12 protein-coding genes and 1 pseudogene are annotated in these 11,697 nt (G+C 33.8%); 11 read left to right on the plus strand and 2 right to left on the minus strand.

Going from position 1 to position 11,697, the window contains the following annotated elements; all coding sequences use genetic code 11:
• A pseudogene (locus WBQ70_RS11110) lies at positions 1-185 on the minus strand (lysine--tRNA ligase); the annotation flags it as partial.
• Positions 186-750: 565 nt separating this feature from the next.
• On the opposite strand from WBQ70_RS11110, the gene WBQ70_RS11115 reads away from it, so the two are divergent.
• The 10 genes from WBQ70_RS11115 (at position 751) to lipB (ending at position 8,763) form a co-directional block, all read left to right on the plus strand.
• Positions 751-2,493 carry a leucine-rich repeat domain-containing protein gene (locus WBQ70_RS11115; RefSeq protein WP_423914112.1) on the plus strand — a complete coding sequence of 581 codons (1,743 nt, stop codon included), beginning with the start codon at positions 751-753 and terminating at the stop codon, positions 2,491-2,493.
• Between the two features lie 191 nt (positions 2,494-2,684).
• Positions 2,685-3,233: an RNA polymerase sigma factor gene (locus WBQ70_RS11120; protein WP_423914115.1), complete on the plus strand. Its 549-nt coding sequence runs from the start codon at positions 2,685-2,687 to the stop codon at positions 3,231-3,233.
• 19 nt (positions 3,234-3,252) lie between these two features.
• Positions 3,253-3,537 carry a hypothetical protein gene (locus WBQ70_RS11125; protein ID WP_423914117.1) on the plus strand — a complete coding sequence of 95 codons (285 nt, stop codon included), beginning with the start codon at positions 3,253-3,255 and terminating at the stop codon, positions 3,535-3,537.
• Positions 3,530-4,012, plus strand: a complete 483-nt coding sequence (locus WBQ70_RS11130) for a Spy/CpxP family protein refolding chaperone (RefSeq protein WP_423914120.1) — start codon at positions 3,530-3,532, stop codon at positions 4,010-4,012. Before WBQ70_RS11125 ends, WBQ70_RS11130 begins: the two co-directional genes overlap by 8 nt.
• Positions 4,013-4,091: 79 nt before the next feature.
• Entirely contained in the window at positions 4,092-4,859 is a 768-nt protein-coding gene (locus WBQ70_RS11135; protein WP_423914123.1) for a YHYH protein, read from the plus strand.
• 121 nt (positions 4,860-4,980) lie between these two features.
• Positions 4,981-5,745 carry a YHYH protein gene (locus WBQ70_RS11140; RefSeq protein ID WP_423914126.1) on the plus strand — a complete coding sequence of 255 codons (765 nt, stop codon included), beginning with the start codon at positions 4,981-4,983 and terminating at the stop codon, positions 5,743-5,745.
• 244 nt (positions 5,746-5,989) lie between these two features.
• Complete coding sequence (locus WBQ70_RS11145) at positions 5,990-6,598, plus strand: toxin-antitoxin system YwqK family antitoxin (protein ID WP_423914128.1); 609 nt, start codon at positions 5,990-5,992, stop codon at positions 6,596-6,598.
• The gene (locus WBQ70_RS11150; RefSeq protein WP_423914131.1) at positions 6,582-7,241 is read left to right on the plus strand and encodes an SCO family protein; all 660 of its coding nucleotides are present in this window, start codon (positions 6,582-6,584) and stop codon (positions 7,239-7,241) included. Before WBQ70_RS11145 ends, WBQ70_RS11150 begins: the two co-directional genes overlap by 17 nt.
• A 39-nt stretch (positions 7,242-7,280) precedes the next feature.
• Positions 7,281-8,039, plus strand: coding sequence for a hypothetical protein (locus tag WBQ70_RS11155; RefSeq protein ID WP_423914133.1), 759 nt, complete (start codon positions 7,281-7,283; stop codon positions 8,037-8,039).
• Between the two features lie 4 nt (positions 8,040-8,043).
• Positions 8,044-8,763: a lipoyl(octanoyl) transferase LipB gene (lipB, locus tag WBQ70_RS11160; protein ID WP_423914134.1), complete on the plus strand. Its 720-nt coding sequence runs from the start codon at positions 8,044-8,046 to the stop codon at positions 8,761-8,763.
• Between the two features lie 7 nt (positions 8,764-8,770).
• Here the strand turns inward: lipB and WBQ70_RS11165 are convergent, their stop codons facing one another.
• On the minus strand, positions 8,771-9,463 hold the full coding sequence (locus WBQ70_RS11165; protein WP_423914137.1) for a ribonuclease HII: 693 nt from the start codon (positions 9,461-9,463) through the stop codon (positions 8,771-8,773).
• A 136-nt stretch (positions 9,464-9,599) separates the two neighbouring features.
• Between WBQ70_RS11165 and WBQ70_RS11170 the strand changes: the two genes are divergently transcribed.
• The gene (locus tag WBQ70_RS11170) at positions 9,600-11,573 is read left to right on the plus strand and encodes a putative porin (protein WP_423914139.1); all 1,974 of its coding nucleotides are present in this window, start codon (positions 9,600-9,602) and stop codon (positions 11,571-11,573) included.
• Positions 11,574-11,697 lie beyond the last annotated feature (124 nt).

An 11,697-nucleotide genomic window follows, 5' to 3' on the forward strand; every position in this document is an offset into this window, starting at 1 on the left:
CCTTGGTCACGCACACTCATCAAACGCCCCGCTACGATGACCTTCTTACCTTCTTCAAAACTTTCCTTTATTTGTTTCGAAGTATGATTTACAGGAAAAAGATTCGCTGGATAAGGATTGATTCCTAAGTTGCGTAAGGCTTGAAGTTTTTCTCTTCGAATGATTTCTTGTTCAGATAGTGCCATTTTAATGTAATTTTAAGAGCGCAAAGATACTTTTTAAGTCGCAAAGTAACAAAGTTTCTAAGTTGCAAAGAAAGTTTTTTTTAAGGAGCAGAAAATCTATAGTCCTCTTCACGATGCGTCCCGCTCCCAACGGTTCGGGACGCTGCAATCTTTCTCGGTTTTAAAAGAAAAACCAAAAAAGGATTTCTACTTCTATCGGGGCCTTGTTTTGAAATTTTCACGTTACTTGCGCACGTAGAACTGCTAGTGTTCTGTTTGCTTCTTATCGAAAGAAAAACTTTTAGTGAGGATTAGATTGTCGTCTTTTTGTAAATAATACTTTGCTCAGGTGAGCAACTATTTATTTGTTCTTTTAATAAAATTGCAAATTCCTTTTAGTAGAGAAAGTAATTGGTTTCTATGAAAATGTGATTTTTAGATTAATTTAATACTAAGATGTTAAATTTTGATTATAATAAAGTTTAACATTTATTTTATAAAGAAAAAACAGTAATTTTGTTAGTGATTTTTTATTTTAATTAATAAGATAAAACTTTACTCAAATCCCCCAAATTTAAAAATGATTATGAAGAAAAATTACCTTTTATTATTGTGCTTTTTTTTAGCTTCTTTTGCAATTCAAGCACAGAGTTTTTTATTTAACAACATCAATTATACCGTTACAGATGCAAGTAATAGGTTAGTGACAGTAAGTTATTATAGTGCTTATTCTGGAGCAATTAATATTCCGTCAACAGTTACTTATCTTAGTAATTCGTATAGTGTGACTGCTATCGAACATGATGCTTTTTCAGGTCGTCCAATTACTAGTGTTAGTATCCCTAATACGGTTTTAAAAATCGAAAACGATGCTTTTACAGGTTGTACTAGCTTGGGTATGGTAACTATGAGCAATGCTGTCACTTCTATAGGCACAGGTGCTTTTTTCAATTGTTCCAGTTTGGGATCGATAATGCTACCCAATACAGTAACAAGTATTGGCTTTAACGCTTTTTCTGGTTGTTCTAATCTAGTTACAGTTAATGTTGGTACAGGTCTTGAAACACTGGGACATAGCGCTTTCTATAATTGTACAAAATTATCTGGAATTGCTTTGCCAAATGGGGTAACAACAATTGAATATGATACGTTTACAGGATGTACGGAATTAGCAACAGCTACTATTGGAAATGCAGTTACTGCAATTAACTACGGAGCCTTTTTTCAATGTTCAAATTTAGCGAGTATCACTATTCCAAATACGATTCAAAATGTTGGAGACAATGCATTCTCTGGTTGTACTAAATTAACTACTGTGAGCATGGGTACTGGTCTTCAGACGTTGGGACATAGCGCTTTCTACAACTGCGCAAAATTGACGGCTATTAACTTATCAGATAATTTAGTTGCAATTGACTATGATACGTTTACAGGATGTACGGCATTAGCAACGGTATCTTTAGGCTCGAATATAGCTTCAATTGGTAAAGGTGCGTTTTTCGAATGTACTAGTTTACAAAACGTAGTGATACCAAACAGCACAACTTCAATTGGAGTGGAAGCTTTTTACCACTGTACATCATTAACTTCAGCAGTAATCGGATCATCAGTTGCAAGCATAGGTGATAGAGCTTTTATAGGTTGTACCGCTTTGACTAGTACCGCTATTCCGAATGCTACTTTAACGATTGGGAATGAGGTTTTTGCTGATTGTTCTGCCTTAGCAACTGCTACTTTTGGTACGTCTTTAACTTCTATAGGAACGTCTGCTTTTTATAACTGTACTGCTTTAGAGAGTATCGTTTTACCGAACTCTTTGACAACACTAGGAGTGAGTTCGTTCTTCGCAACTACAAAATTAAAAACAATAGCGCTTGGAACAGGTATAACGACTATTGGTGATAATTGTTTTGCTTTTTGTCAAGTTTTAACATCAATAAACATTGATGCGAGCACACCACCTGTAATTAATGCTAACGTTTTTGATGGACTTACTTTGTCAAATATTGGCTTGTCAGGAGCAGATGTTAGTAGTTATCGTACTGCTCCAATTTGGGGTAACTTTAAAGCAACTACTTTGGGAGTTCTATCTTCAGATTTAATTGCTTTACAACTTTTTCCTAATCCTACAGTAGATAGCATTACAGTTCAATTGCCAAATAATTTCAATTTGAATGCAGTATCTGTTTACAATTTAAGTGGTCAGTTGGTGCGTAAATCCAAAACTAATCAAGTAAATGTGAGTGATTTGTCAGCTGGAAACTACATCGTAAGTATTGAGACTGATAAAGGATCGGTGATGAAAAAAATTGTTAAAGCTAGTTTCTAGTTTGAGCTACTTTAAATTATAAATAAGGAAGTTAATCGTCTTTCTTTAAAACTAAAGCTAAGCATTATCATATAAAAGTCAGGAGAATTTCTTCTGACTTTTTTTGTATCCAAAAATAACGGTGATTCGGTTTTTTAGGTAATTTTCGATTATATTTGATTTTTATATATAGCAATTGCTAGCAACCACACATGAGTTTTGAAGTCCCAAGTTTTTCCGAAATGTACGATAAATACAAATCCCTCGTGTATAACGTGGCGCTGAGTTATGTGCAAAACGCAGAAGATGCCGAAGAAATCACCCAAGATGTTTTTATACAACTCTTTCAATCCATTGACAGCTTCAAACAACAATCCACATTAAAAACCTGGATTTACCGCATTACCATCAATAAAAGTTTGGATTTTTTAAAACACAAAAAAAGTCAAAAACGCTTCTTCATTTTCGGAAAGCGATCTGAAAACGAATATGAAATCGAGAATATATCCAATTTTGAGCATCCCGGCGTTTTATTGGAAAACAAAGAAAAATCAAAACTACTTTTTGACGTTATCAATACATTGGGTGAAAACCAAAAAACAGCTTTCATTTTATCCAAAATCGATGGATTAAGCAACCCTGAAATTTCCACGATTATGGAAATAAGCATTTCATCAGTAGAGTCTTTACTTTTTAGAGCCAAAGACAATTTGAAGAAAAAATTAGGAAATAAATTTGACGAATACCGCAAGAAAAAATAATTACTGTAGTCTAAGAGATATGGAGAAAGAAAATTGGATAAACGAAATTATAGACAGTACGAATCAAATCGTACAAGTCCTTCCTAGTGATGGATTGTATGCTAAAATTCAGTCCCAAATGAATGTGCAAAAAACACTTGACACTAAATGGGTTTGGCTTGCTGCTGCTTCGATAGTGGTATTAGCCAGTATTAATATCAAAATCATCATGACCGAAATACAATCGGAAAAAGACAGCGAAAAAACCGCATTAGTAGCCTCAATATCTGATACGAATCAATTTTACAAAAATAATTATGAATAAGATTAAAGTATTAACCATTTCCGTTATCGCACTGGTTATTCTCAATTTGACTATGATTGTTTTCTTTATGATTATCAAGCCTAAAGAATTCAGAGATCGCCGTAACGGACCTCGAAAAATGATTATCGAAAAATTACATTTCGACACCAAGCAACAAGCAGAATTTGAAATATTAGTTGAAAACAACATCGATAAAGTCAAAACATTCGACAAACAAATTCAACAAACTAAAGAAAATTTATATACCCAATTAAGCCAAACTAATGTAGATGTAAAAACCAAAGACAGCTTAATTAATGTACTAGCCGATTTGCAAAAACAAATCGAAACAGCACGTTTCAATCATTTTAAAAAAATTAGAAAAATTTGCAATACCCCTGAACAAAAAGAAGATTTCAAAGAACTAACAATTGAATTATCTAAAATGTTTTCTCACAGGAAATTTCCGCCAGAGAATTCTAACTCTAAAAAGTAAAACTATTTGAAGCCAAAACGCAAGAATCCATTTTAAAGGACGTCCAAAGAGTAACAAACCATAAATACCACTCTTAAATATGAAAAAATCACTGCTTTTACTTATTCTTTTATGGGGAGCGATTCTTTTTTTTACTTGTAGTAATTCTGGAAACAAATTGGATGCAACAAACAGAATAGAAAGCACCAATAAGACAATAGTACCTACTATATATAGTAAAATTTATGGCGCAACTAGCATTACGACAGATGGAACATTTGTAACTATAAAAACCAATGGTCAACCCGACCATAAAAGCATTTATTATGGAGCTTCAAGTGATAAATATGAAGCTTTTAGCGGAACTACCTTTGGTGGAAGTACTTTTCGTAAAAATCCAAATAAAATCAGTTTAACTAATGCTTTTACATTCAAGATCCCACTTAATCCTACCAAAGCAACTCGTAATGCCTCCACTCCGTTAGGTCCTATAGGTGTTGCAATAAACGGAGTCCCTTTATTCAATCAATACGCAGGTCCAAACCGACCTTTGACTTATGAAATGGCTTCCTTTGATCAATATTGGGGACATCCACAAGCTACTGGAATCTATCATTATCATGTAGAACCCCTTTATTTGACTCAAACCAAAGGAAAAGAAGCTTTAATGGGCTTTTTATTAGACGGTTTTCCCGTTTATGGCCCTGAAGAAAACGGAAAAACAGTAATTGTTCTAGATGTATTTCATGGTCACACAGGAAAAACAGTTGACTATCCCAACGGGATTTACCATTACCATATTACCAATTCAGACCCGTACATCAACGGAAACGGGTTTTATGGAACGGCGGGAACAGTTTCTAACTAGAATTTCCACCTATCTAAAACGCATCAATACACAAACGACAAATTCATTTTATTGTTCATAACCGCAAAAATTAAACAACAGTATCTTCTAAGAAAGAAACATTATTAAAAAATAAAATACCATGAAAAAACCGCTCCATTTATTTATTACTTTTTTAGGAATAATTTTACTTTTAGCTTGTAGCAATTCGGATTCTCCTGAAGACACGGCCAAAACTGGCGATAACACTAATATTGTTCCAGCAGTATATAGCAAAATTTATGGTGCTACTTCTATTACTTCTGATGGAACCTATGTAACCATCAAGACTAATGGACAACCAGACCATAAAAGCGTTTATTATCCAACTGCAAATGCTAAATACGAAGCTTTTAGCGGAACTACTTTTGGAGGTTATACATTCGAAAAAAATCCAAACAGAATAAGTCTAGCGCATGCATTTACATTTAAAATTCCATTAAATCCAACGGTTGCCGCTACCCATGCTTCCACTCCACTAGGATCTATAGGAGTAGCAGTCAATGGCGTTCCCCTCTTTAATCAGTATGCGGGTCCAAACCAGCCATTGACAGATGAATTCAAGTCTTTTGACCAATATTGGGGACATCCAACTGGTGGTGTTTTCATATATCATTACCATGTAGAACCAATATATTTAACGCAAACTAAAGGAAAAGACGCCTTAATGGGTTTCTTACTAGATGGATTTCCCGTTTATGGACCTGAAGAAAATGGAGTTGCCGTGACAGGTCTCGATGTATACCACGGTCACACTGGCGTTACTGCTGATTATCCAAATGGTATTTACCATTACCATATTACAAACGACGATCCGTACATCAACGGAAATGGATTCTATGGTACAGCAGGAACGGTTTCAAATTAGTTTTTCTAAGGCGCTTTAGCTACTGAGGTACTAAGTTGCTAAGATTCTTAACGTTTAAAAATAAATATTAGCATTATTTAATGTCTTGGGTTAAATTTATATAACAATAATTCAAGATAATTATTTTATTTATCATGATATTTTTGCTCTTGACTTTACGCCTTTAAAACTTTCGACTTACTTATGTTTCACATTTATGGTAATTTGTGATTAATAATATCAAAAAATAATCTATATTTCAAAAATGAGGGTACACTTTAACAAAACAATCGGTCTATTACCCTTACTAACTTTTTTATTTTTTGGTTGCAACCAAAAAATAAAACAAGAGGAAGAATCAATACGACAAGCGCAAAAAATACCAGCCGTTTACAAATTGGTATCCAACAGTGATTTTAATTTTAAACAAGATACCTTATATTTTAAAAACATAAAATATTCAGGAAAACAGTATTCGCTTTATCCAAATAAAGATACTGCATTTGTAAAATCCTATTTGAACGGAATGCTGGAAGGTGTCCAAAAACAATGGTATCCCAATAAAATTCTAGCCGAAAAACGCTTATACATTGCTAATAAAAAAGAAGGTGTGCACAAAAGCTGGTGGGAAAACGGTAAAAAAAGATTTAAATATCATTTTTACAACGATGAATTTCATGGCGAAGTGCGAGAATGGTATGAAACAGGTCAATTATTCAAAATATTCCATTATACCAATGGTTATGAAGAAGGAAGCGAAAGATTGTGGTATGAAGATGGTACGGTACGGGCTAATTATGTAATAAAAAAAGGCAAAAAATACGGCTTAATCGGCATCAAACTTTGCAAAAACCCTTATGAAACAGATAAATAAATACATCCTAGTAGTTACAATCCTTACCGTTATTTTCTCTTGCAATAAAACCAAGAACGAAGACGATGATGATATTTTGCCTTTTATCAATTCAGCTGAGTTTACTCCAGAATGGATTAGCGCTGACAACCCTGATTATCCTGAAATCCACACCATACCCGCTTTTTCCTTTACCAACCAAGATGGACAAAACATTACCGAAAAAACGGTTGAAGGAAAGATATATGTTGCTAATTTTATGTTTACCAGTTGTGGTAGCATTTGTCCTAGAATGACGGATAATATGAAAATCCTTCAAGATAAATATGTCAATGACCCTTCGGTTTTATTACTTTCTCATTCTGTCACTCCCGAAAAAGACAATGTACCAGTTTTAAAACAATATGCTATTGACAAAGGTTGTATCTCTGGCAAATGGCATTTGCTTACAGGCAACAAAGAAGCCATTTATTCGATTGCCAAAAGACAGTATTTTGCAGGAGATTCAATAGGTTATTACGGAAAATTGAATGATTTCCTGCATACCGAAAATTTTATTTTAGTTGATGGAAAACGTCGCATCCGAGGGGTTTATAATGGCACTTTACCTATAGAAATGGAACGAATTATTGACGACATAACGACTCTTAAAAAAGAAAAGTAGTTTAGCCAAGAGTTTGTATCTTTGAAAAAAATACAAAAAATGGTTTTTTTCAAAAAAATAATACTTCTTGCCCTAGTTGTGTTCACTATCAGTTGCAATTTCACTGAAAACATTAATGTAAATGAAGACGGAACAGGAAATTTCTCAGTTGAAATTGATGGTTCAGGATTGATGGCTATGGCAGGAGAAAAAATTGGTGAAAATTTAGTAGATTCTAAAAACAAAAAAAGCATCGACTCTACTTTTTCATTCAAGAAAATTTTAAAACAAAAAAAAGACAGTATCGCTAAACTTCCTATCGAAGAACAAGAAGCTTTAAAGAAAATGGAGAATTTTGTCATGCATATGAAAATGGATCCTGAGAAAAAAGAATTGCTATTTTCAATGAAAACTCCTTTTAAAAATGTTTCTGAGCTTCATGATATGATGAGCGAAATGAATACACTCAAGCAATTAAAAGGTAAATCAGACAAAGTAGAAATCCCTAATCCAATAGGGGATGGTTTAAAGAATAACGCCAAATTGAATTTTTCATATGACGGAAACAGTTTTGTCAGAATGGTTCATATTGATAAAGAGGCTCTTCACAAAATAAAAAACGATACTTTAAGCATTACTAAAATGATGTTTGCGTCATCACATTATACATTGAAGTATCATTTTCCTAAAGCGGTAAAATCCGTTTCTAATCCCGATGCTTTGTATAGTGCGGATAGAAAAACAATTACTATTCAGTATCCTTTTACCGATTACATGAATAATCCTGAAAAAATGAATCTTACTATAGACTTCGAATAAAGAAATGAACAAAACTATCCAACTACAAGATCTAGCAATCAAAGGATACAAAGAAACTTGGGAATACCAAGAAGAACTGTTCAAAGGCGTCGTAGATTTAAAAATCCAAAATAGAAGAAACGAAACCCAAATAGAAACACCTAATTATTTTCTTTTTGTAGAACACCCACATGTGTATACACTAGGAAAAAGTGGTGATTTGAGTAATTTGTTACTTTCAGAAAAACAATTGGAAGCCAAAGGAGCTACTTTTTACAAAATCAATCGTGGTGGCGATATCACCTATCACGGTCCGGGTCAAATTGTAGGTTATCCTATCATTGACTTAGAAAATTTCTTTACTGACATTCATAAATATTTGCGATTACTCGAAGAATCGATTATTCTAACTTTACAAGAATACGGACTTGAATGTGGTCGTAGCGATGGAGAAACAGGCGTTTGGCTTGGAGTAGGAACACCTTTTGCACGAAAAATTTGTGCTATGGGTGTGCGTGCTTCTCGCTGGGTTACCATGCATGGTTTTGCTTTAAATGTAAATGTGGACTTAGGTTATTTTGACAATATTATCCCTTGCGGGATTCGAGGGAAAGCAGTTACATCTTTAAATGTAGAACTGGGGGTTCAAAAAGTAGATGAAGCTGAAGTAAAATCGAAAATAATGAAGCACTTTTCGGTACTTTTTGAAGCAACTTTCGATAAATCTGCAATCAATAATCAATAATCAATAATCATAAATCTAATACTAACTGTTCGGGCAACAATTTAAAACTCATTCTGTGGTATTTTGTAGCACCATATTTCCTAATCGCTTCACGGTGTTCTTTCGTTGGGTAGCCTTTGTTTTTCTTCCAGTTGTACATGGGGAATTCTTCGTGAATTTTATCCATATAATCATCCCGATACGTTTTAGCCAATACTGATGCAGCCGCAATACTCATAAATTTAGAATCCCCTTTTACAATGCTTTGATTCGGAATAGATTTCAACAACGCTATCTCTTTTTTTGAAAATTGCTTCCCGTTGTTACTTTTTAAACCTAATTTGGCATTCAAAGCCCTATTCCCATCCACAATAATGAATTCTGGTATTGGATTGAGTTTCAAAACACATTCTTGCATGCCTTTCATCGAAGCATTTAGAATATTAATTTCGTCAATTTCCTCAGGAAACAAATGTGTCACTGCAAAACATAAGGCTTGTTCTTCGATTATTGGCCTTAATCGTTCACGCACTTTTTCAGAAAGTTGTTTCGAATCGTTCAACAACTCCAAAAGCAATTTTGCTGAATCCGTATCTGCTTCTTTAAAAAGTTCTGGAGATAGAATTAACGCAGCAGCCGTCACAGGACCAGCCAGACAGCCTCTCCCCGCTTCATCGGTTCCTGATTCTAAAATAAAAGTCGAAAATTGATTAGAAAGCATCCTTTTGTAATTTTAAAAAACAAAGATTATAAAATTTTAATTAGTATCCTTCGTTATTCAATTTATTTGTATCATTAATCAACTGCAATAAGTTGTTTTTTTATACCTATTTATCAATTACCTTTGCCCAAATTAATTGTCAATATACATATTGCCTAATCCGTTGTACCCAATGAGAATTCTCTTTTATATATATTTATTAATAACACCTATACTTCTTTTTTCACAAGAATCACCCAAGCCTAAACCATCGCTCAGACAAGAAGAAAATAGCAATGACACTATTAAAGAAAAAATTGCTACACTTGATATGTACCGTTTTATTTCTCTTGAAAGAGATACCACTTATATTGACACTTCACTAACAATCCAAAGGGAATACAGTCATAATTATTTACGAAGAGACACTTTCGGATTATTAGCATTTCCTAACGAAGGTCAAACCTACAATACCCTACAATACAGCTTAACTGATTTTACACCTTACCCAACTATGGGATTACAAGGCAAACATTTTAGTTTTATTGAAGCCAACCAAATTCGTTATGCCTCAGTTGCTACACCATTAACCGAATTATTTTTTAAATCTGTTTTAGGGAAAGGACAATTAGTTGATTCATATTTTACATTAAACATACACCCGCGATTAAATCTTTCTATTGCCTACAAAGGAATGCGCTCAGAAGGAAAATACATCAACCAGTTTTCAAACAATGGTCATTTTAGATTTACGGCCAGTTACAGTAGCAAAAAAGAACGCTATGTTGCTAACGCACACTTTACCTCTCAAGATATTTTGAACGAAGAAAATGGAGGAATCACTAACGTTAATGACTTTGAAAGCGAAGATCCAAACTTTTCAAACCGAGAAAGCATAGAAGTCTACCTTACTAATGCCGAATCTTTTTTGAAAGGAAAACGTGTTTTTGTAGATCAAAATTTTAGAATTAATCCTACTAAAGGAGCCAACAACCTTTATATAAATCACCAATTTAATTACGAAAACAAATTTTTTGAATACCAACAACCCACCGTTACCTCAGCCGTTGGGAGCACTACCCTATATCGTTTTGGCGATTCTTTTGTAACAAGCGGACTCAAAGATCAAACTCATTACAACAAGATGTATAATAAAGTAGGACTGACCTACGAAAACACCACTTTAGGTAAATTTCAATTCTTTGCTGATGATTTCCGCAGCAACTTCTATTACTATAAAATCTTAGTTAAAAGTGACGGTAGCATTGTACCAGATTCATTCTCCCGAAAAATCAATAGTGCTGGTGGACAATATGAATATCAAAAAAACAAATGGAAAGGTAAATTCCTATATTCTAGATCTATCACTAATCAATCTTTATCAAATCTAGATGCTAATATGCAACTCCATTGGAACGAAGACTTTCAATTTTCTTTCCAATACCAAAACTTAAATAAACTGGCTAACGATAACTACAATTTGTTCCAAAGTGGTTTTATTGATTACAACTGGTCCAATAATTTCAACAACGAAAAAATCAATCTCCTAGCTGCTAATGCGGTTACACCATGGGCAAATGCTTCGTTGACACTATTAACGCTCAACGACCACCTGTATTTTGAAAACGTTGCCACGAATGTAAACCAACAAATTATAGCGCCTAAACAATATGGAAACACTATTAATTATATTTCGTTAAAAGCTAGCAAAGAAATCAAATTTGGAAAATTTGGATTTGACAATACTATTTTATACCAAAAAGTGGCTCAACCAGACCACATCCTCAATGTTCCTGAATTAGTAACTCGCAACACATTGTATTACACTAATTATTTTTTCAAGAAAGCCTTGTATTTACAAACTGGCGTTGTCTTAAATTATTTTACAAGTTATTATGCTAACGATTACAACGGCGTGACAGGAGAATTTTTCATCCAAAACCAAAAAGAAATTGGTAACTACCCTAACCTTGACTTTTTCATCAATGCCAAAATTCAAAGAACCCGTATCTTCCTTAAAGCTGAACATTTCAATTCTTCTTTAACTGGAAACAATTACTATTCAGCTCCTAATACTCCGTTTCGTGATTTTGTAGTCCGTTTTGGATTGGTGTGGAATTTCTTTAATTAAATTTAGGAGCACAACTTTCGTACATTTATTTAACATCCCTCCCGCTCTCCGCATTATCTTTTATTATGTGGCTTGCTACGCCGCCACATAATAAAAGGATAATTTGCTGCGATCGGGGCTAGAG

Source organism: Flavobacterium sp. (genome assembly GCF_049590715.1).
Taxonomy (GTDB): Bacteria; Bacteroidota; Bacteroidia; order Flavobacteriales; family Flavobacteriaceae; genus Flavobacterium.

Excerpts from the sequence above, each read along its gene's own strand:
- WBQ70_RS11115 (WP_423914112.1), top strand. The coding sequence starts at position 751 with ATGAAGAAAAATTACCTTTTATTATTGTGCTTTTTTTTAGCTTCTTTT.
- WBQ70_RS11120 (WP_423914115.1), top strand. The coding sequence starts at position 2,685 with ATGAGTTTTGAAGTCCCAAGTTTTTCCGAAATGTACGATAAATACAAA.
- WBQ70_RS11125 (WP_423914117.1), top strand. The coding sequence starts at position 3,253 with ATGGAGAAAGAAAATTGGATAAACGAAATTATAGACAGTACGAATCAA.
- WBQ70_RS11130 (WP_423914120.1), top strand. The coding sequence starts at position 3,530 with ATGAATAAGATTAAAGTATTAACCATTTCCGTTATCGCACTGGTTATT.
- WBQ70_RS11135 (WP_423914123.1), top strand. The coding sequence starts at position 4,092 with ATGAAAAAATCACTGCTTTTACTTATTCTTTTATGGGGAGCGATTCTT.
- WBQ70_RS11140 (WP_423914126.1), top strand. The coding sequence starts at position 4,981 with ATGAAAAAACCGCTCCATTTATTTATTACTTTTTTAGGAATAATTTTA.
- WBQ70_RS11145 (WP_423914128.1), top strand. The coding sequence starts at position 5,990 with ATGAGGGTACACTTTAACAAAACAATCGGTCTATTACCCTTACTAACT.
- WBQ70_RS11150 (WP_423914131.1), top strand. The coding sequence starts at position 6,582 with ATGAAACAGATAAATAAATACATCCTAGTAGTTACAATCCTTACCGTT.
- WBQ70_RS11155 (WP_423914133.1), top strand. The coding sequence starts at position 7,281 with ATGGTTTTTTTCAAAAAAATAATACTTCTTGCCCTAGTTGTGTTCACT.
- lipB (WP_423914134.1), top strand. The coding sequence starts at position 8,044 with ATGAACAAAACTATCCAACTACAAGATCTAGCAATCAAAGGATACAAA.
- WBQ70_RS11165 (WP_423914137.1), bottom strand. The coding sequence starts at position 9,463 with ATGCTTTCTAATCAATTTTCGACTTTTATTTTAGAATCAGGAACCGAT.